The sequence below is a fragment of the Rhizobium sp. CB2179 genome (assembly GCF_057653455.1).
This window is the reverse complement of record NZ_JBYGKR010000004.1, coordinates 103,956-128,374: the sequence shown is the minus strand read 5'-3', so window position 1 is coordinate 128,374 and position 24,419 is coordinate 103,956. Positions and strand designations below refer to the sequence as shown.

Sequence of the window (24,419 nt, the reverse complement as noted above, 5' to 3'; positions counted from 1 at the left end):
CACAAAACTTGCGCAATTGCGAAAGTAACAACAGTTAAAACGAAAGGAATACGAATGTCAAACGAATGTTTGCGAGGGTCGTTGTCTAGCGAAATCTGCCGTTCGTTTCGATCAGTTTCACATTATTTTCCAGGCAGAGATTACGGATCGACGGCACCGGACAGTGATCGGTGATGAAGGTATGAACCTGGGAAAGCTGGCCGATCCTGACCGGTGCGGTGCGTTCGAACTTCGTCGAATCGGCAACGAGAATGACATGTCTGGCATTGGCGATGATGGCCTGGGCGACCTTCACTTCGCGAAAATCATAGTCGAGAAGCGCGCCGTCGATATCGATCGCCGACGCGCCGATCACGGCGTAATCGACCTTGAACTGGCGGATGAAATCGACGGCCGCCTCGCCGACGATTCCGCCGTCCGAACCGCGCACGACGCCGCCGGCAATGACGACCTCGATTGCTGGAAAAAGACGTAACCTATTGGCTACGTTTATATTATTGGTGATCACCATCAGTTCATGATGGTCGGCAAGGGCCTCGCCTACCGCCTCCGTCGTCGTTCCGATATTGATGAAGAGCGAGGCCCCGCTCGGGATCAGCTCGACCGCGGCAATGCCGATCGCCTGTTTCTCGGAAGCCGCGATCTGGCGGCGCGCTTCGTATTTGACGTTCTCCGTCCCGCTCGGGAATGTCGCGCCGCCATGGATGCGCGTCAGCACCTGCGCATCGCAGAGATCGTTGAGGTCCTTGCGGATCGTCTGCGGCGTCACCGAAAAGCGGGAGGCGAGCTCCTCGACCAGCACCCTGCCGCTCGATTTCGCAATCGCCACGATTTCAGTTTGCCGGTCGGTCAAGAACATGAGCACGCGCCTTTCGATCTGCTTTCGTTTTAAAGAAAGCGAACGGCGGCGCAATGCTTATCTGTTACCAGGCCGCCTTTCGCGGCCTGAATTCGACGCTACCGCTTCCGCATCACGTTAACGACGAGCACGCCGAGGATTGCCATGACGCCACCGACCGCGCCCAACGCCGTCGGCGTTTCGCCCAGCCAGACGAACCCGATCAGCGTGGCGACCGGGGGAACGCCGTAGAGGAAATTCGAGGCGCGGGCGGCCGTCAGCCGCTTCAGGGCGATTGCCCAGGTGAGATAGCCGATCGCGGTCGGGAAGATAACGAGATAGGCAACGCCCCAGTTCACCTCCGCCGGTGCGGCAGCCAGCGCCTGAATCGTCGCCGGGACGGCTGGAAACAGTGGTACGGAACCGATGAGCAGGATCCAGGCAGTGACGGCAAGCGCCGGCAACCGCCCGAGCAGCGGCTTCTGCAGCACGCTGGCGATCGCCGAGCAGAGCGCTGCGCCAAGGATGAGGACGGCATTTGGATCGAGCTTGAAGCCGCTGTCGGAGGCGACCGCAATCAGCGCCACGCCGCCGAAAGAAACCGCGGTGCCCACCCAGCCCCAGCGGCCGAAGCGCTCGCCGAGCGCGAATGTGGCAATGAGGGCGGTGAAGACGGGCATGGTGTTGATGATGAAGCTCGCCGGTCCTGCCGCAACGGTCTGCTCGCCGGTGTTCAGCAGAACCGCATAGGCGGCGATGAAGAGCACGGCGGCAACGGAGAGGCGGAAAAAATCGCGTTTTTCCGGCATCGGCCGATAGATGACGAGATAGACGAGGGCGATGGCGCCAGCTGCCACATAGCGCGCCGTCGCCAGTTCGATCGGCGTCAGTGGTCCGAGACAGATGCGGATCACCACGAAGGAGGAAGCCCAGGAGAGGATGGTGACGACGATCGCCGCAAAGGCCACCAGATCGAACCCGCCTTGCTGTTTCGTCGAAACCGGTACGCATGCCGCCATGCTCATTTTCGCCTCCATATGTTCATGCGACAGTGATTAGGCCTTCGATGCGTGCTTGAAAAGCATCGCAATCGATGATCAAATGTGCGCATGGTTCACAGCTCGCCAGTGCTTCCACCGCTCGATACGCTCGAGACCTTTGCCCGCGCCGCCCGGCTCGGATCGTTTTCGGCTGCAGCCGAGGAAAGCGGCATCACCCACGGCGCGGTGTCACGGCAGGTCTCGCGACTGGAGCGCTGGATGGGCGTGCGCCTGTTTGCGCGCGAAGCCCGAGGCGTGCGCCTGACGCCGGAAGGCATGCGGTTTTTCGCGCGGGCGGAAGAAGCACTTACGCTGCTCGGCAATAGCGGCGAACGCTGGCTGCCTCGCCGCAACAAGGCGGTGGTGCGCCTTTCGGTGACGCCCTCTGTCGCCTCTCTATGGCTGTTTCAACGCCTGCCGAAGCTCGAAGGAAACGAGCTGCATGTCGAGCTGACGCTCGAACACCGGCTGGCGGATTTCGGCGAAGGCACGGATCTTGCCATTCGCTGCGGCAAGGGACCGTGGGCCGGCGTGCGCGCCCTGCCGCTCTGGCAGGAGAAATCGTTTCCGATCGCCGCCCCGGCGCTGGCGGAGCGGCTCGGGCAGCGCTCCGATGCCTCGGCGCTGCTCGATCTGCCGATCCTGCACGATTCGAATATTGAAGGCTGGCGACGCTGGCTCTCCCGTGAGGGCGTCGACTATATACCGCGCGGCCACGATCGCCGCTTCGAGGACTATAATCTGGTGATCGATGCCTGCGCCCAGGGCCTCGGAATCGCGCTCGCGCGGCCGCCGCTGTCGGATGCCGCGCTGGCCACCGGGCGCGTCGTCGCCGTATCCGAGCGGACGCTCGATTACCATGTGGCCTTTCACCTGATTAGACCGGACGAGGCGCTTAGAAGCCCTGCCATCGAATTCGCCAGCCGCTTCCTGCGCGAGGCCGGCCATGACGAGACGACGATCGCTACTTTTATCGCACCCGGCCGAGCGAAAGCGTAGGCGGATCGGACGGCCCGCGCTAGATCGAGCCAGTTGATCTCAGAGCAGACAAACGACGGCATTGCCGATGCACAGGCCAAAGGGAAAGAACCGCGGCACCAGCCACTCGATACCAAGAAAGTCGACGCCGCTGTGAAGCTTTTTAGTGCTGGAACTTCGCCGTCGGAAACTGCGATGCAACTTGGCCTAGCCGCTCAACTTTCTATCGCGGATGCACCGGCTAGGTGTCAGACGCTCCGAGCAACTGGATTTTCTTATGATACGCAACTCCTCGCAAAGCAATATCCTGAAACACACGGTACGATCCGATGCAGAAAAAGCGCGCATTTGTGCCGCTAACAATGCAGACCTGTATCAGGCGATGTTCCGTGCCCATGGACTGCCTGATCAGCGAACCAGTGCATTTTGGTCAAGCGATGCGATCGCACCCCCCTACTATTCCAACATGACGACACTCGACCCGGATGCAACAGAGGAACAGCTGATTGAAATCGGTCGGCTGACAGATCGGCTAGGACGGCGACCTGGTTTCAAAGACGGGTTTTCCAGGCTCGATCTCGTCAACAAAGGGTTCCAGTTGTTGTTTTCCGCATCATGGATTTGGGCTGAACCTCGCAGAATTTCAGTGCGTGCGCCTCAGGATTGGGCACGCATTCGCGATGCAGCGGCACTGGAGCGCTGGGAACATTCCTGGAAAGAGTCTGGTAGCCAGACCGATGCCAACGTCTTCACACCGGCCCTGCTTTCCGATCCCAACATACATATCTATGGCCGATGGGCCGGCGACGCTTTTGATGCGGGCTGCATCGTAAATCGATCAACCGAGGCTGTAGGGATCTCCAATATCTTTAACTTGACTGGTGCGCTGCAGGCCTTCGGGGACGCCATGTCGTTGGCCACTATCGCCTTTTCACCCGAAGTGCCGCTAGTCGGCTATGACAGTGGCGCAACGCTAAACGAAATGACAAAGCTGGGCTTCAGGTCAGTCGGCAAACTGAGGATTTGGCTACCTGACGACGGTTCCTAAGCGTCTTTCTCTATTTGTTATCCAATAGCGTAGTTTGATGGGAAACCAACGCTCGCCCTCTATAGTGCTCCGGCGGCGTGCCGTAGCTGTCCCAGATCTTCAGATAGTGCCCGACCAGGATCTCGTCCTCGCCGGGCGTTGCCATTCGAATATCCACATGTCGTGATCCGGCTTGGGCATGCGAGGGTGCGAAACCGCGCCCCAGACGAGATGACGTCCCCTGCCGCGTCGCGGCAGGGGACGTCAAAAGGCCATATCAATTCGCTGGTGTGAGCGTCATCGAAGCGCTGCCGGCCGCAACGTTGAGGCCGAGCTGACCGGTCAGGCTGACCGTCTGCAGATGGATCGAGCCGGAGGTGCCGCCAACCAGGAGATTGGCGCCGACACCGGCGCCGAGCGTCGCTTCGGCGGTGGCGCCGACGTAGAGGCCGGCGAGCGATCCGCGGTGATAGCCGGCCGTCGGCGCGAACACGGCCCAGATCAGGCGGCTGCGCGTGGTGAAGCCAAGGTCGATGCCCAGCTTTCTCATTTCACCCGTATAACGATCCGAAAGTTCGTTGCCGACGGTCGACTGGAAGATGCAGTCGGCCTCTTTGGAGGAACCGAGCACGTAACCCGTGCCGCCACCGATATCGCAGGTGAGGTAACCGATCTTCACGCCATTGCGGAGGTCCGGCTCCTCATATGTCCTGGTGCCGAGATCGGCGGCATTGACCGCCCCAGCGCCGACAAACGTCAACGATACCGCGGCAAAAGCCGTCGCAAGAATTTTGTTCATAAGTCTCTCCTTCTCAAATCGTGACGGGAGCATACCCGGCTACTCGCCACCAGATTCGGCAACAGATAACGGACGGAACCGCAAAACGATCCCGAACCGGCATCATTTACGCATCGCATGTCAAAGCGCCTGGGAGGGCGCAAGCGATAAACACGCTTACGGTTCAGCTCCCATTGGGACATTTCGAAGGCATCTTTTCGCGTCATCCGGTTATTTCACGATGTTGTCAGGGATGGTTGCCGGAAAGGCACGATCCTGGTCGCCGTCAACTCTCGACGAGCGGTATCATGCACATCGCAGGCGCCCCTATTTGGATAAGCATCGATGATCGCGCAGGTTGCCATGCCGTATAGATAGCTGTACTGTATCGAAGATACTCTCCATGCAGCAGTGCAACTGGAGAGAAAACAGCATGATTGCTTGGCATTGCCGCAGCATTTCCGCTTGTTTTCCGGATTTCTGCTTCTGCTCGAACAGAAACTAAGTCTGAATTTAAGAAATATAATCAGGCGATATTTTCGCGGGGGCCGGACAATCGTACGCCCGCCGATCTCTATTGGAGATAACGGGTAATTTTATCGGGAGGGAAAGATGCGCATACGCAGGACAAACATCATACTGGCGGGATGCCTTGCCGTCTCCGCCTGCCAGTCCGGCCCGACGTCGCAGGCCGTCTCGGATCGTAATTCCGAATTCGGCTGCATCGCCGGAACCGTCGGCGGCGCGATTGTCGGTGGCTTGATCGGCAGCACGATCGGCGCCGGAACCGGGCAGGTGCTTGCTGTCGGCGCCGGCATAGGCGGCGGCGGCTTCGTGGGTAACCGCCTGGCTTGCCGATAATTGGGGAGGGATATCAAGCGATGAAAACTTTGGCTTTGGTGACCACATTCATACTGTGCCAATGAGTTGGGGCAGTGGCGCAACAACAGCAACAGCCCGGATCAATGTATCAGGGCCAGATGGATCGGCTTGACGCAAATACCAGCAAGACCGTCGACCGATCGGAATACGAGACCTTCATGGGCTCGGCTTTCGGAAGTCTCGACAAGAACAAGGACGGCAGCCTGCAGTCCGACGAGACGGTGCAGATCCTGACGGTCGAGCAATTCACTTTGACCGACGCGAACCATAACGGCCGGATCAGCCGAAGCGAATTCATGCAGCGGGTGATGGCGGATTTCGCGACAGCCGACCACGACCGGGACGGAAGCCTTCAGTGACGGAGACATGAAACCGAATGTGGCAATAAAGAAAAACCCGGCGATGTGCTTCGCCGGGTTTTTATACTTTAATCTGTCCGAGTTATACTTTTCGCATCAGTCGCATGACGAGCGATACGACGAACAGCACCAGGAAAATGAAGAACAGAACCTGGGCAATGGAAGCTGACGCCCCTGCGATGCCGCCAAATCCGAGGACGCCGGCAATCAAGGCCACCACGAGAAACACCAGAGCGTAGTAAAGCATCGCAATCTCCTTGTACGTTGCTGCGGAGATAACGGAGACGGCCGCATTTGGTTCCCGTCCGTCTGATGGCCGGGACATGCGGCGTCGCATCGGCTCCCTTCAGCCGAAATGAAAGGCGCCGCTGTACGTCCGGTCGCCTTCATTCGGCTCGGGAGGTTCGGCTGCATCGAGATAGGCCTTGAGCGGCCCGGTCAGCACGAACCAGATGCTGGCTCCCAACATGAAACAGGCTCCCACCGGATCGTCGATGCGGGCGATGAACGGAAGGCAGGCCGATGCAAAGAGGACGATGATCCGCACCGACCACTCCGCCTCACGTTTGGCGATGGCGCGCGCTCTCAGCGACTTGTACTCCCGGGCGCCGTACCCGCCTTGCCCTGCCTTCACAGCCGAAAGCAGCTTTCGCGCAGACGGCAGCGCCAGCATGATCAGCGCAGCGACACTGAGCGCAAAAGGTTTGCCGGCCATAACCTGCCCGCTCGCGATCAGCAGAAAGGAGAGCACGACGAGATTCCATGTCGGCTCCAGCAGCTCCGGCGGTTGCCGCGTGCGGAGATGCCAACTCCGCAACAAACCCGCCGCGCCGTGCAGTAGCGGCTGATCGATATAACGATTGATCCAGTCCATGCCGATGCGCCCGTCCCCGATTGCATGAAGAGGCCTCCGAACACCACGGAATTTGGTCATCATCGTGGCAATAGCCGTCGAATCCGCTCTTCGCTTGGAAGAAGCGGCCCGTCCGTAAGGCCGATGACGGCAAAACTTAAATCGCACGAGAGGGGTTAGCGCAATTCGTGCGCGACCTCCCAGACATGGCCTGACGGATCCGCAAAGGCCGCGGTGCGGCGGCCCCATGGACGATCGATCGGACCATTGAGCAGCGCAACCCCGAGTTTCTGCAGCTCCGCGCAAACCGAATCGACGTCATCGACCTTGATCGTCAGCAGGATGCGTGCGCCCGAACCGGGGGCTGACACGGCGGATGGCTCGACCAGCTGAGGCGCCTGCGCTGCATCGAGCAAGTTGATCATCGTTCCCGAGAATTTCAGGACAGAGGATACCGCGTCTTCATAAACGACGTCGAGCGCAAAGACCTTTTGGTAGAACGCTTTGGCCTCGTCGATATCATCGACGAACAGGGTGACGACCTCGATCCGATCCAACAGCATGCGCATTTTCTCCTCCGTTGCTTCGAGCGGCCAACCGATATCGCTGGCCTGCTCTCCGCTTGTCGATTCGACGCTGACGGTTTCGACATGCTGCGCAAAAAACCGTCAGCTTCGCAGGCCGGGCGCCTCGTGGCCGGTGCGCGCTACATATTCGGTGTAGCCGCCGCCATATTGGTGGACACCCTCGGGCGTCAGTTCCAGCACCCGGTTGGAGAGTGCTGCCAGGAAATGCCGATCGTGCGAAACGAACAGCATCGTGCCCTCATATTGCGACAGCGCCTTGATCAGCATCTCCTTGGTGTCGAGGTCGAGATGGTTCGTCGGTTCGTCGAGCACGAGCAGGTTCGGCGGGTCGAACAGCATGATCGCCATGACCAGCCGCGCCTTCTCGCCGCCTGACAGGACCCGGCACCGCTTCTCGACATCGTCGCCGGAGAAACCGAAGCATCCGGCCAGCGCGCGCAAAGGCCCCTGCCCGGCCTGGGGAAACTGGTCTTCCAGCATCTGGAAGACGGTCCGCTCGCCGTCGAGAATATCCATGGCGTGCTGGGCGAAATAACCCATCTTGACGCTGGCGCCCAGCGCAACGCTGCCCTGATCAGGCGCGGTCGAGCCCGTTACCAGCTTCAGCAGCGTCGACTTGCCGGCGCCGTTGATGCCCATGATGCACCAGCGCTCCCGGCGCCGCACGACGAAGTCGAACCCCTCATAGATGCTTCGGCTGCCGTATTTCTTGTGAACGTTCTTCAGGTTGACCACGTCTTCGCCGGAGCGCGGCGCCGGCTGGAACTCGAAGGAAACGATTTGGCGGCGCTTGGGCGGCTCCACCCGGTCGATCTTCTCCAGCTTCTTCACCCGGCTCTGCACCTGCGAGGCATGCGAGGCGCGCGCCTTGAACCGCTCGATGAACTTGATTTCCTTGGCGAGCATCGCCTGCTGGCGTTCGAACTGGGCCTGCTGCTGCTTCTCGTTCTGCGCCCGCTGCTGCTCGTAGAATTCATAGTCGCCGGAATAGGCCGTCAGCGTGCCCGCATCGATCTCGATGATCTTGGTGACGATGCGGTTCATGAACTCGCGGTCGTGCGAGGTCATCAGCAGCGCGCCCTCATAACCTTTCAGGAATTCCTCCAACCAGATCAGGCTTTCGAGATCCAGATGGTTGCTCGGTTCGTCGAGCAGCATGACATCGGGACGCATGAGGAGAATGCGGGCAAGCGCCACGCGCATCTTCCAGCCGCCCGACAGCGCACCGACATCGCCGTCCATCATCTCCTGGCTGAAGCTCAGCCCCGCGAGCACTTCGCGGGCGCGGCCTTCGAGCGCATAACCGTCCAGTTCCTCGTAACGCGCCTGCACCTCGCCGTAACGCTCGATGATCTCTTCCATGTTGTCGGCTTGTTCGGGATCGGCCATGGCCGCCTCCAGATCGCGCAATTCGCCGGCAACGATGCTGACCGGACCGGCGCCGTTCATCACCTCGGCGACGGCGCTGTGGCCGGCCATCTCGCCGACATCCTGGTTGAAATAGCCGATGGTGACGCCCCTCTCGACGGAGACCTGCCCCTCGTCGGGCTGCTCCTCGCCGTTGATCATCCGGAAGACCGTTGTCTTGCCGGCGCCGTTCGGACCAACAAGGCCGATCTTCTCGCCTCTGTTAAGAGCCGCGGATGCCTCGATGAAGAGGATACGGTGGCTGAGCTGCTTGCTGATATTTTCGATACGGATCATGATTTACGCGGCGCCTGGAGAAGGAGATTTTGGCGCGCTTATGCCATGCGGGGAAAGCGCAGGATAGCCCTGTTTCCCACCCTCTCGATCAAGAATATGATGCCGAAAAGCCTGAGCGGTTTTCGAACCACATCATGCTCACCTTCTTTAATTTGCAACAGGATTGGATAATATCGCGGCTCACACCAACGGGAACTCGCGCCAATGAGCGTTCGTCCGCCGCAGTCCTTCAGACCATCCGAGCAGAATAAAAACGGTTTCAACGTCCTCGAATACGAGCTGATGTCGGAACGCGCGGATTCGCTTGGACGTCACGGACTGAAGGTGGAGGCGACGCTTGCCGCCCTGAAGGCCTGGGCTCCCGATCGCCAGAGCGCTGAGGAACGCGAGAGGCTTCTCAATGAAGCATCAGACGCCGTCTGGGCATTCTTCATCCAGCGTGAGATCTGCGGCTTGCGCAACAACCGCGACGCCATCCAGCGTTACGGCATCCCCAACGAAGTAATCGCGAGATTGGGCGCAGTGCGAAAATAGCGCGGCGACGGCTGGTGTGGCAGCCGTCCAGCCTCGCTATTGGGTGGAAATCGCCGGGGCGGAACGGTATGGCTTGATGCGGAACCAATGCGAAAGGAAACGCGATGCCAATCTCAATCCGGATCGGGAATCAGGATCTCACCGTCGATGTCTCCTCCCTCGGCGCCGAGATGCAGTCGCTCACGTCAAGCGACGGGCGCTCTTGGTTATGGACCGGCGACGCAGCCTTCTGGACCGGGCGGTCACCGATCCTGTTTCCGATCGTCGGCAAGGCCCCGGATGACAAGGTAACGATCGACGGCACGGTTTATCCGATGGCCCAGCATGGTTTTGCCCGTCGCAGCGAATTCACCCTTGCGGCCTCCACCGAGACGATGTGCCGGTTCGAACTGGTCGCCTCGGATGCGACCCGGGCGATGTATCCTTTCGATTTTCAGCTGGCCGTCGTGCATGCGGTGGAGGGTCACGCGTTGACTGTCACGGCGGAGGTTACCAATCGCGACCGGAAAGCAATGCCCTTCGGTCTCGGCTTCCATTCGGCCTTCGCCTGGCCATTGCCCGGTACTTCCGGCCGCGACCACGTCGTCACGCTCGACAATGAAGGCGAGCCGGCGCTTGTGCGGCTGGAAGGCGGCCTCATCAACCCTGCGGCCCTGCCCTCCCCATTCAAAGCCGGCCGGCTGGTGCTCGATCATTCGATGTTCGAGCAGGATGCGATGATTTTCCCTGATGGTGCGGGCGAAGGGCTGACTTATGGCGCCGAAGACGGGCCGACCATGCAGTTCCATTTCGAAAACCTGCCCAACCTTGCGTTATGGACCAAACCGGGCGCGCCCTTCCTCTGCATCGAGCCCTGGCACGGAACGGCTGCGGAAGCGGGGGGCTCGAGCGAGCTTTCGAAGAGGCCGTCGACCACGATCCTGGCGCCGGGCGCCGTGGCGAGCTTCGCCTTCACCGTCAAAATTTCGGAATAGGGACAGACAGAAGCGCTCGCCGGGAAGCCGGGCGAGCGCCAGGGGTCTTCAATGAGCGCCGGCGCCACCACCGGCCCGCGGTTTTTGGGTGAGCAGAAGGGCGACGGCTGCAATGGCAAGAACCACGCCGATGACGGCGAAGGTATCGGCAAAACCCAGGATCAGGGCCTGGCGTTTGACGACCTGCCCAAGCGCCACGATAGCCTTCTGGGTTGCTACGGCATGGTCGGAAACACCATGCTGCAGGAAGTAGCCTGTCAACTGGTCGAGGCGGTTGCGCACTTCGTCACGGCCGAGCGTCACCGACTGGCCGATGATGTTCGAGTGAAACTGCTCGCGTTTGGTCAGCACCGTGCCGAGCGTTGCCGTGCCGACGGCGCCGCCGAGATTGCGCAGCATGTTGGTGAGGCCCGAGGCGGCGGCCGCATCCGAAGGCGCGATGCCGGCAGTGGTGATCGCGGTGATCGGCGTCAGCACCAGCGCCTGGCCGATGGCGCGGACGATGTTCGGGATCCAGAACTGGTCGCCTGCGGTATCGGCTGACAAGGTGATGTTCATGAAGCAGCTGATCGCGAAGATCGAGATGCCGAGGAAGCCGATGTAACGCGCATCGAAGCGCTTCATCATCATCGGCACGAGCGGGATCAAAAGCAGCTGCGGCAGGCCGGTCCATGCCAGCACATTGCCGATCTGCTCGGCATTATAGCGCTGCACCTGGCCGAGATATTGCGGCAGGATATAGACGGTGCCGAAAAGGGCGACGCCGACCAGCACGTTGACGGCAACGCCGATGCCGAAATTGCGCTGCTTAAGCAGGCGCAGCTTGACCAGCGGCTTCTCCACCGTCAGCTCGATCCAGATGAAGGCGACGAGGAAGACGAAGGCGAGGATGCTCAGCTTGACGATGAAGGGCGAGGAGAACCAGTCCTCCTTGTTGCCTTCTTCGAGCACCGTCTGCAGCGCCGAGAGGCCGATCGCCATGCTGATGATCCCCGCCCAGTCACCTTCCCTGAGCAGGCCGAGCTGCATCGGCTGCTTGTCGAGCGTCAGGGCAAGGGCGACCGCCATGATGGCGCTGGGGATGGCGTTGATGAAGAAGATCGTCTGCCAGCCATAGTTTTCGGTGAGATAACCGCCGATGGTCGGGCCGATCGCCGGCGCGAAGGTGACCGAGAGCGCGAAGGCCGCAAGGCCGAGCGGCTGCTGGTGCTTCGGCAGCTTGGTCAGCACCATGGTGAAGGCCATGGGGATCAGCACGCCGCCGGCAAAACCCTGCAGGCCGCGCAGCACGATCATCGTGCCGAGATCATGGGCGAAGGCACAGCCAATCGAAAACAGCGGGAAGAGGACTGAGTTGACGAGGATGTAGCGGCGGAAAGAGAAGACATTGCTGAAATAGGCCGTCAGCGGGATAACGACGATCTCGCCAATCAGATAGGAGGTGGAGATCCAGGCGCCGTTGTCGACGCCTGTTCCGATGCCGCCCTCGATGTCGAGAAGCGAGGCATTGGTGATCTGGATGTTGAGGATCGCCATGAAGGCGCCGATCATGCCGGCGAGAACGGCGATCCATTCCCTGGTACTGGCGCCGGTTTTCGGCTGCGGAACGGCGATTGATGTTGCTGCGATGGTGGACATGACACGAACTCCTTGTCCCCCGGCCCTAGCTGCGGTCGTTCTTGGTATTGATATCAGGCTGGACGGACATGCCGGGGCGCAGGTCGCCGTTCGCGGCGGCGTCACCGTCGAGCACGATCTTCACGGGAATGCGCTGGACGACCTTGGTGAAGTTGCCGGTGGCGTTGTCAGGCGGCAGCAGCGCGAATTCCTGGCCGCTTGCCGGAGCGAGGCTGTCGACATGGCCGTGATAGGTGCGGCCGGGGAACATGTCGACCTCGATATCGACAGGCTGGCCGGCCTTGACGTCGGTGAGCTGGGTTTCCTTGTAGTTGGCGATGACATAGGCAGCTGTCGTCGGCACGACCGACATCAGCTGGGTGCCGGCCTGGACATATTGGCCGACGCGCAGCGTCCGGTTGCCGACGGTGCCGTCGACGGGGGCTGTGATCGTTGCATAGGAAAGGCTGAGCTCGGCCTGGTGCTGGACAGCCTGGCTGCGGGCAAGGGCGGCCTTTGCCTGGGCCAGCTCGGCGTTCAGCAGATCGACCTGCTTGACGGCGGCATCGAGCGAGGCGGTGTCGCGGACGATCGAGGCCTGGGCGGCAGCGATCTGCGAGGCGGCCTGCTGCGCCGTCTGGACCGGGGCATAACCGCTGGTGGCGAGGTTCGAATAACGCTTGTTGTTCTGCTCGGCAAAGGTCTCATTGGCGCGGTCGACATCGACGGTCGCGCGGGCGGCGGCAATCGTCGACTGCTGGATATCGAGAGAAGCCTGCTTGGCGTTGACGGTGGCTTCGGCGGCAGCGACATCGGCGCTGGCCTGATCGAGGGCTGCCTTGAAGTCGCGATCGTCGATACGGGCGAGCGGCTGACCGGCCTTGACGGTCTCGTTATCCATGACGAGGACCTCGGCGAGATAGCCTGATACCTTGGGGGCAATGGTGCTGTTGTCGGCCTTCACATAGGCATCGTCGGTCGATATATGGAAGCGACCGACCGTCCAGTAATCATGGCCGTAATAGGCGCCGGCGGCGATCAGCACGAGCGCGGTGGCGCCGAGAAGCAGGGAGCGGCCGCCGCGCCTGCCGGCGGGCTTTTCCTCGGCAACGGTGGCGGCAGCTTCCGCGACGCGCGGCGGCTGGCCGGCGTCCAGGCTTGCCGGTGCGGCTTCGGCAGTGTTTTCGACGGCAGTATTGTTGTTCAAGGCGTGCAGCGTCTTGATGGTCATTGTCTCTCTCCTGATGACGGTCGCTGTCACGAGGGCTGCGGCCTCTAATGGGGTGAATACGATTTAGGAAACTTGATGTTTTCTAAAATATGCACTATAAAATGGATGTCAACATGAATTTGGAAAATCGTCATGGTCCAAAATCAACAAATCGAGAAGAGGCCGAGAGGCCGGCCGCAGATACGCTGTGACGACGACACCAGGAACCTGATCGTCGAAGCGGCAGACACCCAGTTTCACGATAACGGCTACGCGGCGGCAAGCATCGCCACGATCGCCCAGGAGGCTGGTGTTTCCACAAAGACGCTCTACCGGCTGTTTCCGACCAAGGCCGATCTCTTCGCCAGCGTGGTCTCCGAGCGTATCAGCCGCTTCCTACTGGCGCTCGATCCCCCGATGCTTGCCGCTGCCGATCTGAGAGATGGTCTGGAGCGCATGCTGATGGCTTACGGCATGCTGACGCTTTCGGAAGATACGGTCACCATCATGCGCCTCGTTATCGCCGAGTCGGACCGTTTTCCTGAAATTGCCACATCCTTCTACGAACGGGCGATCCTGCGCACCAATGCGCTGATGGAAGACTGGCTGCGCCTACAGGTCGACCGCGGCCTCATTGCACTCGACGATCCGCATCTGGCCTGCGGCATGCTGCGTGGCATGATGGCCATGGAGCCGCAGCGCGCGGCGATCCTGCGCCAGGAGCCGCCGCCGAAGATCGAGGCGATCCAGGCGCGGGCGAAGATGTGCGCCGATCTTTTCCTGAAAGGTTGCGCGCTCTGAAGCATCGCTCGGGCTTCAGAGCGCGATGGTTTTTGTTTACGGGCGAGCACTTGCTCTCCCTTCTCCCCAGCGGGGAGAAGATGCCCGAAGGGCAGATGAGGGGGCGCGTGCACTGAGCGCAAGCGAAGGGCAATATTGAGCGGTGTGCCGTGAAGCCCCCTCATCGCCTCGCTATCGCTCCGGCACTTCTCCCCGCTGGGGAGAAGAGACAAGTGGCAACGTCTTGCCCCCTCCTCGGCCAGAGACAACACCTCAGTTCGGCGGCGCACCGAGCGCATGCAGGATACCGCGCAGTTCGGCGAGGCCGCGCATGCGGCCGATCGCCGGGTAGCCGGGTGTGACGACCTTGTCGAGGTCGTCGAGCATGCGATGGCCATGGTCCGATCGGAACACGATGGTGTCTTCGGGACTGCGGCGGCGGTCTTCCGCGACCAGTTCGCTGAGAACCGCGACCATATCGACGTCGCCTTCCAGGTGCGCGCTTTCATGGAATGTCCGGCCGTCACCCTCGCGCGTCGTGGCACGCAGATGGGCGAAATGGATGCGCGAGGCAAAGCGTCGGGCGATCGCCGGCAGGTCGTTTTCGGCGCGGACGCCGAGGCTGCCGGTGCAATAACACATGCCGTTCGCCGCCGATGGCACCGCATCGAAGAGAGCGGCATAGTCGTCCGCCGTCGAGGCAATGCGCGGCAGGCCGAACAGCGAACGCGGCGGATCATCGGGATGCAGCGTCAGCTTGACGCCGCGGGCTTCGGCAGCCGGCGTCACCGCCTCCAGGAATTCGATCAGGTGCCGGCGCAGTCTTGCGGCATCGATACCACTATAGGCGACGAGCTTGTCGCGGAAAGCCGGAATGGTCAGAGGTTCGGTGGTCGACCCCGGCAGAGCCGAGGTGATGATGCGGGTGATGTCGGCGACCTCGTCGTCCGTCATCGCCTCGAAGACGATACGCGCCCGTTCGCGGTCTTCACTAGAATAGTGCTGCGCCGCATCCGGCCGTTCCAGAATGAAGAGATCGAAGGCTGCGAAACGTTCATGATCGAAACGCATGGCGGTGGCGCCGGTCGGTGTCACGAAATCGAGTTCGGTGCGAGTCCAGTCCACCACCGGCATGAAATTATAGCAGACGATCGGAATGCCACAGGCGGCGACCGCTTCGAGACTGGCGATCCACGCCTCGATTTCGGCCTTTGCCTCCCCGCCCTTGCGCTTGACGGCGTCGGGGATCGGGATGCTCTCGACCACCGACCAGACGAGCGGGGAACGGTCGCCGGGCGTCGTCTCGATCAGAGCTTGCCGTTCGCGCACTTCCTTCTCCGTCCAGGCCCTGCCGATCGGCACCTGATGCAGCGAAGAGACGATATTCGTCGCGCCCGTCTGGCGGACATCATCCAGCGTCACCGGCGCTTCCGGTCCGAACCATCTCCAACCCTGTCGCATCCTTCTTCCTTCCCTCGCTTTTCGTTTCGTGTTGGCCTGCCGTCAGCAGAAATAATCGGGGTAACGCGCGCGCAACTCGTCGACATCGGGAATGACGGCACTCAGATGATGGGTCATCGCGCTGCGTGCAACCGCCGCATCATGGGCGGCGAGTGCATCGCGGATGATCATGTGTTCCTGCACGACATTATCCATGCGCCCAAGCACCGGTAACGTCAGGCGCCGTGCCCGGTCGATCTGCACCTTGACCGTTTTCAGGATTGCCCAGATGCCGGGATAACCCGATATCTGCGTGATCGCCTCATGGAAGGCCTCGTCCTCCTCATGGAAGCTCGAGGCATTGCCGGTCGCGGCATGCGCCCGCTGCCGGGCAATGATGGTATCGAGACGAGCGATATCGGTGGCGGAGGCGGTCAGCGCCGCAGCCTCGACCGTCGTGCCTTCAAGCGCCTTGCGCACGACAACTGCCTCAGGGATCGCCGAGACCGGCACCCGCGACACGACGGTGCCCGATTGTGGGTAGATATCGATCAGTCCGCCTTCGGAAAGCCGGAGCAGCGCCTCGCGCACCGGCGTGCGGCTAACGCCGAAATCATCGGCGATCCGCTTTTCCTGCAGCAGCATACCGGGCGGCATCCGCAGCGACACGATGTCTGCATAGAGGCGATCGTAGATGGCGCCGGCTGTGGTGATCCGGCGCAGCCTGCCCCCGACCTCCCGCAAAGCCGGGGCGACCAAAACTTCAGTTTCTGATGCTTGCCGCATGGATATACCAGGACGCTGAATTTCCGTGGCATACTAGTATATCAGTTTTGTTGCCGTGCCAAGACATGCCACTCAAGGTTCGGCGCCTCGCGAATTGAGCAAGTCCACCCGCGTGCCGTAGGCTCGAGGCAAGAACATGGAACGGCAATTACGGTGCGAAGCCCGGGTGAACGGCAGACCTCGCAGAAAATGGACACCCGATCTCTGCACCAAGGCGCTCTTTATTTGGAACTTAGATCGGGCAAGTTGGTTGAGATCCGCAAGGAGACTTTTATGAAAAAGCCAGCACGACCCGAAACGAGCGAAAATACAACCGATGGCGCCCGACCGGGAGTTCGACCCGCCGCGGAGGCAGGCAGACGGAAAGCGACTCCGCGAGCCTCAAAGGAAGTCAGCCGCCAGAGCGGCGGATCGCCGGCAGCAGGCCGCGAGGAAGAGATCCGAAAAAGGGCATATTCCCTGTGGGAGAAGGAAGGGAGGCCGGAAGGCAAGCACGGGCATCACTGGAGCCTGGCTGAACATGAACTCGATGCACAGCAGGGTGAAGCCGACAATCCTCCAAACCTCGCAGCATTGCGAGAAGCTTCGCGCCAACATACGGATACATTTCTCGTCAAGACCGATCTCGAGGACGCCGATCAACGCGAAGCCTCCCCCGGCACACGCGAGCAGGATTGAGCTTTCCGGCTCGCGCCAATCTCAGACCTCTTGCCAATTTCAGAAAGGTACCCGACATGGTCGACAAACAGAACTTGAACGCCGGATTTACCGGAACGCCCACTGAGCAGCCGGAGGGATTGACCAAGGTAGCAAAGTCAGCGGCCAAAGAGATGAAGCGTGAGGCTTATGCCGTCGCCTTCGGTGCCAGAGAGCACCCGCGCACTGCAAGCGCATTGCTGCTCACCACCGGCATTGTCGCATTCGGGCTTGGATATCTCCTTGGTCGATCATCGGCGGAAGGTTCGACACGCCCATATTGGCGATAGCGGCCGCCGCTTCACTTCAACGAGGCGCATGCATCGGTTTTTCGACCAGCCGTGCCGATCTGGATGTCGCCGCCTCCTCTTCTCTCGGCAACGCCCGTTGGCTGCTTGCTATCAACCTTCAAGCCCGCACTTCAAACGTGTTTTCTGTTGAGGCCGGACTTACCGTCGCAGCCATTTTCCACTGATCATCGAATGGAACCACGTCTGTCCGGACGCCTGTTGCTGGAATACCACGTCGAATAAAGCCATAGATTGCACCCTCATCACAGCTTGACAGCTGTGATCGCGATCCTTAGCGAGGCAGCATCGACACGGTCAGGACCGGCAAAGTGAATTATCTTAGACAACTCAAGATGGCAGTGCTTTGTCAGGGGGATGAGGCCGGAAGCGCACTCGACCGAAACAACCGCATTGCCGTCTTTCTCTTTGCAATCCTTCCAGGGCTTTCTCCGAACTTTAACTCCTTCATCCTCCTCGCGTCGATGGTGTGGGGCGTCTACTGTCTGGCGACGGGCCGCCTCGCCTTGAACCTGTCGAGATCCGACCGGCTGGTTGCCATTGGCATGTCAATCTACCCGCTGGTGATGATCGCCAGCATCTTCATCAATCCGCCTTACTCCGACGTAGCGGACTGGATATTCCGCCTCCTGCCTTTCTTCTCGGTCTGGCTGATATTGCCGCGGATGCGCCAATCTCCCGATGGCCGTCTCGTGCCGCTCTTTATCCTCGGCGCAGGCATCGGCATGATCGTCACCTTTGTTTTCAGTCTACTGCAGATCATGTTTCTGATGGAGAGAGCAGAGGCTGGGACTTCGAACGCTGCGCTCCTGGGTGTGATAGGGATCCTGTTCGGCGGCATTGCGCTTCTCAACGTTCAATCTCCCAGAAGCGTGGAGCAAAGAATTGCGATATTGGGATATGCCGCCGGTCTAGGCTGCGTTCTGCTTTCCGGAACGCGCTCGGCCTGGCTGGTCATTCCCATCCATATCGTCATCTTCCTCTGGTATTTTCGCAAGCACAGCTTCCATCTGAGTTTGCGCAGCCTCGCTATTACCAGCGCCTTGCTGTTGGCGGGACTTATCGCCCTGGGCAGCGGCCAGATCCTCCATCGCATCCAGGCGCTTCAGGAAAATCTGACATCGCTCGAACGCACCGACGGCGAGATCACGTCGCTGAGTGCGCGGTTCGCCTTGTACAAAGGCGCACTATCGGCAATCAGTAAGGACCCGTTGACAGGTTATGGCCCGCAGAACCGGATGAGTTCGGTTTTGGCAGAGCTGCCCGATAACATAAGGCCGCAGCTGCCTTACTCGCATGTCCACAACGGCTTTCTGACCGCGGGAATCGACGCCGGTGTTTTCGGCATTGCAGCGCTTTCGCTGATGCTGCTGACACCGGTGATAGGCGCGTTGAGAAAAGAAGCGGGACCGGGCCGGGATTTAGCGATTGCGCTCGCTCTTCTGCTCGTCAGCAGCTACGTCATCACGGGCAGCTTTGGCATCATGTTCAATCAGAAAGCTTTGGATCCGATCTTCGCTTACCTCGTCGCCCTTATTGGTGCGGATCGCGGCAGCACGCGCTTTGCCCCCGTCGTCCGGAGCTGACGTCTGGCATCCCTTGCGCCTGCAGACTCTACAACGTGCTTTGAATTGGCTGAGGCAGCCGTATTGGCTCGGTACCGCTGAAAGCCAGATCCGAGACCTCACCTGTTGAGGAATAGCCGGAGACGAGTTCGGCCAACATCGCACGTGCCGCGACCATATCGTTCCGATCCAATACCGCATTGAGCGAGTTGAGCTTTTTCGAAAGCTCCGACCAGAAGAGGAAATCCTCGCGCGCCTTCATAATGCGAGGATGTTCGGTTGTTTCTGGGTTGTCGCCGATCAAAAGTTCTTCGTAGAGCTTTTCGCCGGGCCGAAGACCGGTAACGGACAGCTCGATATCGCCTTCGGGATTGTTCTCGTCGCGGACGGCCAGCCCGGAAAGCTCGACCATCTTGCGGGCGAGATCGGCGATGCGGACGGGCTCCCCCATGTCGAGCAAGAAAACATCGCCGCCGTCGGCCATCGCGCCGGCCTGTATGACGAGCTGCGAGGCTTCCGAAATGGTCATGAAATAGCGGGTTATATCAGGATGTGTCAGCGTAACGGGGCCGCCTTCCTTGATCTGCTGCCTGAAAAGCGGCACGACGGATCCGGAGGAGCCGAGGACGTTTCCGAAGCGGACCATGCAAAAATTCGTTCGCATTCTGTCAGTCGCCGATTCTGCTGCGAGCGCCTGCAGAACCATCTCTGCCAACCTCTTGCTGGCCCCCATCACATTTGTCGGACGCACGGCCTTGTCTGTACTGATCAGCACGAAATTCGAGACGCCGCATTTATTCGCCGCGCGTGCCGCGACCAGCGTACCCATCACATTGTTCTTGATGCCTTCCACGGCATTATGTTCGACAAGGGGAACATGCTTGTAAGCGGCTGCATGATAGAGCGTCTGAGGTCGCCAGCTCTGCATGACATGTTCCATGCGATCCTGGTCGCGAACGGAACAGAGAATCGGGACGATCTGCGTATTTTCGTGTTTGTACAGTTCGGCCAGCTTCTGCAATTCGGCATGGATATTATAAAGCGCAAACTCGTTCTGATCGATGAGGATCAGGCTCGAAGGCTCGTTGCGCAGAATCTGGCGGCATAACTCGCCGCCGATCGAGCCACCAGCACCCGTGACCATTACCACCTTTTTACGCATCGCCTTGTCGAGCAACTCCTGCCGTGGTGCGACCGCTTCCCTCCCCAGCAGATCTTCGATCTCCAGCTCTCTGATGTCGGAGACGGCGATGCGTCCCTGAGCCAGGGCCGTGAGATCCGGCAACGTGCGAACATTGACCCTGGCTTTACGGATGTGCTCCAGGATTTCATTGCGACGCTGCCGCGATGCGGAGGGAAGAGCAAGAAGCACGTTGTGCACGCCGAGAGATTCTGCAAGCACCGGAAGGTCCGAGGGGTCGTAGATCGGCAAACCACCCATGACGCCGCCCTTGAGACGCGGGTCATCATCCAGATAGCCGACGACATTGAGTTCGGCACTGTTGATCAAGGCGCCGGCCAGCTGCCGCCCGGCCGTCCCTGCCCCATAGATCAGCACCTTGGCGAGCATATTCTTGTGAAGGATGCGCTGGTAGGCATCCCCGAGCCAGTAGCGGATACTCAACCTCGACAGCCCGATCGCAATCAACAGCAGGAAGGGCTGGAGGATACCGACGGTTCTGGGAACACCGGGGACGCTGAGGGCAGTAAATATCGTCATGAAGGCGAAGCCGTAGATCGCAATGGCCTTCAGAACAGTAATGAAAGCAGCCATATTGGCATAACGGAAGATCGCCCGGTACATGCCCATGACGATGAAGATGGGAAGGGCCATGCACAACGAAACGACGACCGGCAACCATTGCACGCCGGTCAGCACCGTCCATTCGTTGAGGCGGAAGCAATAGGCGAGCCAGATGGTCAGAACACAAAAGCTGGAATCCACCAGCAAAGCCAGGGCGCGTTTGGCAACACGCGGCATCGCCAGCAGAGGGGCGACAAGCGCTTGCAGCGGCATTAAGAACCATCCCGAGCGCGGCGTCTCAGTGGGAGTATTTTCAGGCATTGCTTACCAGCGTCTCGCAGATCAATAGACAACCACCTTCTTGTCGCTTTCTGCAACGAGCGCAACTGAAATAATCGGAAATCAAGGTCTTCTGCACCGACTTATCTATCAGAAGTAGGTAACCTAATGCCGTATGCCCTTACGGCGGATGACCTTCTCGGCAGTCATAAACAGGATGTTTATGTCGAAGCCGAACGAGCGACGTTCGAGATATTCGACATCGAATTTTACCTTCTCTGGAATCGGCAATTCGTCCCGGCCATTGATCTGCGCCCATCCCGTCAATCCGGGCAGGAGCTTGTCGACACCATGGGCGGTGCGCAACTCTATCAGATCATATTGATTGTAGAGTGCCGGCCGTGGCCCGACGAAACTCATCTTCCCCTCGAGAATGCACCAGAGCTGTGGCAGTTCGTCGAGGCTGGATTTGCGCAGAAACGAGCCGATGGGTGTCAGAAACCGATCTGGATTTTCGAGCAGATGCGTGGCAACCGTCGGTGTGTCGACGCGCATGCTGCGAAATTTCGGCATCAGGAAGATCTGATTGAAACGGCCGACACGTTTTGACCAATAGAAGATCGGTCCCGGCGAGGTAAGGCGAACACAAAGACCGACGACAAGGATTGGAACGAGCAGGATCGCCGCCGCAATCAAAGCCAGGAAAAAATCCACCGCCCGTTTCAAATCCATGCTCCGCAGTTCTTCCGCCTTATTGACCGACCATCCGCCATTCGGCCTATCGCGTTGCCGTATCGTCAAAAACCGTTTCGCGTCAACTGCCATCATTCTCCGGTGGCGGACGGACGAGGATCGGCAAATCTTGACCGCGCAGGCAGATCGCCTCAAGCAATTCGCGAAAATCGTTCACCATTTTGCGCCAACCGGTCCGTCACGAACGAATCTTCGATCAGGGCGGGATCGAGATCAATCGACGTCTCACCGGTCGCGAGCTTGACCGCGATCGCGTTTGCCGCACCCGCCTTGCAACCAGCGCATCGATACTGCGCGCTGACGGCGCCGAGAGCGCCGATCCCCTTATAGGTGATTTGCTGTTTTCTCGTCCCTGTGCTGAGCCTGGCCGCCTTCGCGGTTCCCTACGATTGAGTAGGATGAGAGCAATGCCAGCGCTTGCAAAGTAACGGATGAGGCAGCGATCGTCGCTGAATAGAGTATGAACCCGACCTGGCGCGGAGGCTATCGGACGTCGGCTACTAACATCGCCATCCGCGTCCTTTCGAACGCGACAGAGCTCAAGTCCTTTCGGACATCGGTTTTTCTACATTGCGCTGCCATCTTGACGCATGTCTCAGCTCACCGTAGCGCGGCATAATTGTCGCCGACGGCCTATGGCCGCGCGATTGGAATGTTGGCGCTGCGCCCTAATTTATATCGACGCCAATGAGGGGAACAGCATGACAAAGCCGAGCTCAGGCAGGGCGTCCCTGACGAGTGACCGCACCTTGCTTCAAAGAAACTGCGGAAGATTTTCGGCGCTCGCCGTCGTTCGAACGATCACCCTAAATTTCTCGAGCGAGCCAGCGGATCATGTTGGCCATCAGCAGATCGTAACCGGGCCATTGCATGAAGTCCTGGGACAGCCAGTGAGGACCGATGTCGGTCGTCCAAGCTAGAGTCCGGCCGGCGCCATAGTCGCGAACCGATAGGAGCGGCATTTGTCCGGTGCGATGGCCGCAATTAATCAGTGTTTTTGTCTCCATGTCGCCGCGGGCAGCAACGCGGTTCATGCCAAGGACATAAGGTATCGGCGATGGCACTCCTGCCAGTATCGGATGACCGATTTCATGAATGACCGGATCCAGGCCCTCTGGCGCCTCCAAGCCATCCGGTCCAGGAAAACACTCGATCGGCAGGCATTCCTCCACCGCCGTGCCGCGGAACATGGCAAGGCCATCGATGCCTTGAAAGCTGCAATATCCGCCTGCCATCATCAGCGCCCCACCTTTATCAACCCACTCCCTCAGAAGCTCGAGGCGGTTCACGGAGCGGCGGCCTGCCCTCGTCTGCGGGGTGTAGAGAAGCGACAGCGCGCCCACGTCGGACAACACGACCGCCGAATAGGCGTCAAGTCCGTCCATCGTCGTCGGAAATTCGCTTTCGCAACGCTCGCCGCCGATCTGGACGACCACGACGCCATGCGCCGCAAGGCCCTGAATATAGCGCTCGGCACCGTTCGAATATCGCGCAGACGCTCCAACTTCATATCCCTTGGAGGCAAAGGAGGTGACGTGAAATGTCTCGCCGGCAAGCAGAACTGGCTTCATGGTGGTCTCCCGATGTCAGTTGAATTGGGTGGTGCCACTGCGGCGCCACCCCTCACGTCGATGGATTTCAGAACTTGAATTCTTCGACGTTTGCCGGCGTCACGATATCCGCAGGTCCAAGAAGAACTTCGCCGTTAGCTCCAACCTTGTAGGAACCGAGCCTGCCTGCTTCGAAGGTCTCGCCCTCCTTGCCGGTCAATTTGCACTGCGCGACAGCCTGGGCCGCATAGTAGGTGAGGTAGCCGAGATCCTTGACGTTCCACCAGATATCCTGAACGGAGCCGTTCTGGATATACTTCTTAATGAGGGTTGCCGGCGCCAGACCGGTCAGCTTGACCTTGCCGAGAAGGCCCGCCTGGTCCATTGCACGGGCAGCTGCGGGCAAGCCGATGCCGGCCGGGATGATAATGCCCTTGAGGTTCGGAAATGCCTGCGCCAAGGCCAGCGCCTGCTGCTGGTTGACCTGCTCGCTCTCCTGGCCATAGGCGACCTGAACGAGCTTCATCTTGGAGTATTTCTTGTCGCCCGCCATCGTCTTCTTCATGAAGTCGATCCAGGCATTCTGGTTCGTGGCCGTCGGGGTCGAGGACAGGATCGCAAACTCGCCGTCATAGTTGATCATCTGCCCCATCGATTCCAGCATCATTTCGGCCAGGCTGTCGCCGGCCGCCTGATTGAGGAAGACGGAACGGGCGGCAGTCGATACGTCGGAATCATAGGATACGACTTTCACACCCTGCTTGGCCGCGCGGCGCAAGGCGGGGGCCACGGCATTGGCGTCGTTGGCGGAGATCGCGATGACATCGACTTTCTGCGAAACCAGATTGTTGATGAAATCGATCTGCGCCTCGGCAGTTGCCTGCGACGGAGCCTGCTTGATCGCCTTGCCGCCGATCTCCTTTGCAGCCTCTTCCGCACCTGTTTGTGCGACCTGGAAATAGGGGTCTGTGTCGAGCTTGGGCAGGAAGCCGACCGTGACCGGTTCCTTGGCGCATTCCTGCGCGTTTGCCGCCGCGATGCTGGCGATCAAGCTGCCCGCGACAAGTAGAGTTTTGAAAAGATGCGATGTCATGTCGGTTCCTCCTCAAGATATCCGGTTCGGTGAAGCAGGCTAGC

At 59.9% G+C, this 24,419-nt stretch carries 25 protein-coding genes and 1 pseudogene; 10 read left to right on the top strand and 16 right to left on the bottom strand.

The window, feature by feature from the left end; all coding sequences use genetic code 11:
- Nucleotides 1-85: 85 nt before the first annotated feature.
- Together AC244Q_RS32255 and AC244Q_RS32250 are read right to left on the bottom strand one after the other, a co-directional pair.
- Entirely contained in the window at nucleotides 86-859 is a 774-nt protein-coding gene (locus tag AC244Q_RS32255; RefSeq protein WP_003549541.1) for a DeoR/GlpR family DNA-binding transcription regulator, read from the bottom strand.
- A gap of 98 nt (nucleotides 860-957) precedes the next feature.
- The gene (locus tag AC244Q_RS32250) at nucleotides 958-1,875 is read right to left on the bottom strand and encodes a DMT family transporter (protein WP_128406045.1); all 918 of its coding nucleotides are present in this window, start codon (nucleotides 1,873-1,875) and stop codon (nucleotides 958-960) included.
- Between the two features lie 72 nt (nucleotides 1,876-1,947).
- On the opposite strand from AC244Q_RS32250, the gene AC244Q_RS32245 reads away from it, so the two are divergent.
- Together AC244Q_RS32245 and AC244Q_RS32240 are read left to right on the top strand one after the other, a co-directional pair.
- Nucleotides 1,948-2,877 (top strand): LysR substrate-binding domain-containing protein, encoded by a 930-nt coding sequence (locus AC244Q_RS32245; RefSeq protein ID WP_128406046.1) that lies wholly within the window; start codon nucleotides 1,948-1,950, stop codon nucleotides 2,875-2,877.
- A 256-nt stretch (nucleotides 2,878-3,133) separates the two neighbouring features.
- A complete protein-coding gene (locus AC244Q_RS32240) occupies nucleotides 3,134-3,904 on the top strand; it encodes a hypothetical protein (protein ID WP_128406047.1) in 771 nt (256 codons plus the stop codon).
- Nucleotides 3,905-3,962: 58 nt separating this feature from the next.
- Here AC244Q_RS32240 and AC244Q_RS32235 read toward each other — a convergent pair.
- Nucleotides 3,963-4,049 (bottom strand): annotated as a pseudogene (locus AC244Q_RS32235) (GNAT family N-acetyltransferase); the annotation flags it as partial.
- Between the two features lie 111 nt (nucleotides 4,050-4,160).
- Nucleotides 4,161-4,682, bottom strand: a complete 522-nt coding sequence (locus AC244Q_RS32230; protein WP_017957594.1) for a DUF992 domain-containing protein — start codon at nucleotides 4,680-4,682, stop codon at nucleotides 4,161-4,163.
- 591 nt (nucleotides 4,683-5,273) lie between these two features.
- Here AC244Q_RS32230 and AC244Q_RS32225 point away from each other — a divergent pair.
- Nucleotides 5,274-5,522, top strand: a complete 249-nt coding sequence (locus tag AC244Q_RS32225; RefSeq protein WP_012759902.1) for a YMGG-like glycine zipper-containing protein — start codon at nucleotides 5,274-5,276, stop codon at nucleotides 5,520-5,522.
- A gap of 74 nt (nucleotides 5,523-5,596) precedes the next feature.
- Nucleotides 5,597-5,902 carry an EF-hand domain-containing protein gene (locus AC244Q_RS32220; protein ID WP_245460428.1) on the top strand — a complete coding sequence of 102 codons (306 nt, stop codon included), beginning with the start codon at nucleotides 5,597-5,599 and terminating at the stop codon, nucleotides 5,900-5,902.
- Nucleotides 5,903-5,984: 82 nt separating this feature from the next.
- On the opposite strand, the gene AC244Q_RS32215 is transcribed toward AC244Q_RS32220, so the two are convergent.
- The 4 genes from AC244Q_RS32215 to AC244Q_RS32200 form a co-directional block, all read right to left on the bottom strand.
- Nucleotides 5,985-6,149 carry a DUF1328 domain-containing protein gene (locus AC244Q_RS32215; RefSeq protein ID WP_003549551.1) on the bottom strand — a complete coding sequence of 55 codons (165 nt, stop codon included), beginning with the start codon at nucleotides 6,147-6,149 and terminating at the stop codon, nucleotides 5,985-5,987.
- 99 nt (nucleotides 6,150-6,248) lie between these two features.
- Nucleotides 6,249-6,839: a hypothetical protein gene (locus AC244Q_RS32210; RefSeq protein WP_012759904.1), complete on the bottom strand. Its 591-nt coding sequence runs from the start codon at nucleotides 6,837-6,839 to the stop codon at nucleotides 6,249-6,251.
- A 92-nt stretch (nucleotides 6,840-6,931) separates the two neighbouring features.
- Nucleotides 6,932-7,324 carry a VOC family protein gene (locus AC244Q_RS32205; RefSeq protein WP_128406048.1) on the bottom strand — a complete coding sequence of 131 codons (393 nt, stop codon included), beginning with the start codon at nucleotides 7,322-7,324 and terminating at the stop codon, nucleotides 6,932-6,934.
- A gap of 99 nt (nucleotides 7,325-7,423) precedes the next feature.
- The gene (locus AC244Q_RS32200; protein ID WP_012759906.1) at nucleotides 7,424-9,046 is read right to left on the bottom strand and encodes an ABC-F family ATP-binding cassette domain-containing protein; all 1,623 of its coding nucleotides are present in this window, start codon (nucleotides 9,044-9,046) and stop codon (nucleotides 7,424-7,426) included.
- Between the two features lie 204 nt (nucleotides 9,047-9,250).
- On the opposite strand from AC244Q_RS32200, the gene AC244Q_RS32195 reads away from it, so the two are divergent.
- A complete protein-coding gene (locus AC244Q_RS32195) occupies nucleotides 9,251-9,580 on the top strand; it encodes a DUF6665 family protein (protein WP_012759907.1) in 330 nt (109 codons plus the stop codon).
- 104 nt (nucleotides 9,581-9,684) lie between these two features.
- Nucleotides 9,685-10,554 carry an aldose 1-epimerase family protein gene (locus tag AC244Q_RS32190; RefSeq protein ID WP_128406049.1) on the top strand — a complete coding sequence of 290 codons (870 nt, stop codon included), beginning with the start codon at nucleotides 9,685-9,687 and terminating at the stop codon, nucleotides 10,552-10,554.
- 48 nt (nucleotides 10,555-10,602) lie between these two features.
- Here the strand turns inward: AC244Q_RS32190 and AC244Q_RS32185 are convergent, their stop codons facing one another.
- Together AC244Q_RS32185 and AC244Q_RS32180 are read right to left on the bottom strand one after the other, a co-directional pair.
- Nucleotides 10,603-12,192, bottom strand: a complete 1,590-nt coding sequence (locus AC244Q_RS32185; protein ID WP_012759909.1) for a DHA2 family efflux MFS transporter permease subunit — start codon at nucleotides 12,190-12,192, stop codon at nucleotides 10,603-10,605.
- Between the two features lie 25 nt (nucleotides 12,193-12,217).
- Complete coding sequence (locus tag AC244Q_RS32180; RefSeq protein ID WP_128406050.1) at nucleotides 12,218-13,402, bottom strand: HlyD family secretion protein; 1,185 nt, start codon at nucleotides 13,400-13,402, stop codon at nucleotides 12,218-12,220.
- 132 nt (nucleotides 13,403-13,534) lie between these two features.
- On the opposite strand from AC244Q_RS32180, the gene AC244Q_RS32175 reads away from it, so the two are divergent.
- Nucleotides 13,535-14,182 (top strand): TetR/AcrR family transcriptional regulator, encoded by a 648-nt coding sequence (locus AC244Q_RS32175; protein ID WP_128406051.1) that lies wholly within the window; start codon nucleotides 13,535-13,537, stop codon nucleotides 14,180-14,182.
- A gap of 252 nt (nucleotides 14,183-14,434) precedes the next feature.
- On the opposite strand, the gene uxuA is transcribed toward AC244Q_RS32175, so the two are convergent.
- Together uxuA and AC244Q_RS32165 are read right to left on the bottom strand one after the other, a co-directional pair.
- Nucleotides 14,435-15,622 carry a mannonate dehydratase gene (gene uxuA, locus AC244Q_RS32170; RefSeq protein ID WP_128406052.1) on the bottom strand — a complete coding sequence of 396 codons (1,188 nt, stop codon included), beginning with the start codon at nucleotides 15,620-15,622 and terminating at the stop codon, nucleotides 14,435-14,437.
- Between the two features lie 42 nt (nucleotides 15,623-15,664).
- Nucleotides 15,665-16,387 (bottom strand): GntR family transcriptional regulator, encoded by a 723-nt coding sequence (locus AC244Q_RS32165; protein WP_012759913.1) that lies wholly within the window; start codon nucleotides 16,385-16,387, stop codon nucleotides 15,665-15,667.
- A 273-nt stretch (nucleotides 16,388-16,660) separates the two neighbouring features.
- Between AC244Q_RS32165 and AC244Q_RS32160 the strand changes: the two genes are divergently transcribed.
- The 3 genes from AC244Q_RS32160 (at nucleotide 16,661) to AC244Q_RS32150 (ending at nucleotide 18,977) form a co-directional block, all read left to right on the top strand.
- Nucleotides 16,661-17,065, top strand: coding sequence for a DUF2934 domain-containing protein (locus AC244Q_RS32160; RefSeq protein ID WP_113546821.1), 405 nt, complete (start codon nucleotides 16,661-16,663; stop codon nucleotides 17,063-17,065).
- Nucleotides 17,066-17,121: 56 nt separating this feature from the next.
- Nucleotides 17,122-17,373 (top strand): hypothetical protein, encoded by a 252-nt coding sequence (locus tag AC244Q_RS32155; protein ID WP_128406053.1) that lies wholly within the window; start codon nucleotides 17,122-17,124, stop codon nucleotides 17,371-17,373.
- Nucleotides 17,374-17,702: 329 nt separating this feature from the next.
- A complete protein-coding gene (locus AC244Q_RS32150; RefSeq protein ID WP_128406054.1) occupies nucleotides 17,703-18,977 on the top strand; it encodes an O-antigen ligase family protein in 1,275 nt (424 codons plus the stop codon).
- Nucleotides 18,978-19,005: 28 nt separating this feature from the next.
- Here AC244Q_RS32150 and AC244Q_RS32145 read toward each other — a convergent pair whose 3' ends face one another.
- From AC244Q_RS32145 to AC244Q_RS32130, 4 genes are all read right to left on the bottom strand, one after another.
- Entirely contained in the window at nucleotides 19,006-21,021 is a 2,016-nt protein-coding gene (locus AC244Q_RS32145; RefSeq protein WP_128406055.1) for a polysaccharide biosynthesis protein, read from the bottom strand.
- A gap of 123 nt (nucleotides 21,022-21,144) precedes the next feature.
- Nucleotides 21,145-21,711, bottom strand: a complete 567-nt coding sequence (locus tag AC244Q_RS32140) for a sugar transferase (protein ID WP_128406056.1) — start codon at nucleotides 21,709-21,711, stop codon at nucleotides 21,145-21,147.
- A gap of 827 nt (nucleotides 21,712-22,538) precedes the next feature.
- The gene (locus AC244Q_RS32135) at nucleotides 22,539-23,303 is read right to left on the bottom strand and encodes a glutamine amidotransferase (RefSeq protein ID WP_128406057.1); all 765 of its coding nucleotides are present in this window, start codon (nucleotides 23,301-23,303) and stop codon (nucleotides 22,539-22,541) included.
- A 67-nt stretch (nucleotides 23,304-23,370) separates the two neighbouring features.
- Nucleotides 23,371-24,375, bottom strand: coding sequence for a rhamnose ABC transporter substrate-binding protein (locus AC244Q_RS32130; RefSeq protein WP_128406058.1), 1,005 nt, complete (start codon nucleotides 24,373-24,375; stop codon nucleotides 23,371-23,373).
- Nucleotides 24,376-24,419 lie beyond the last annotated feature (44 nt).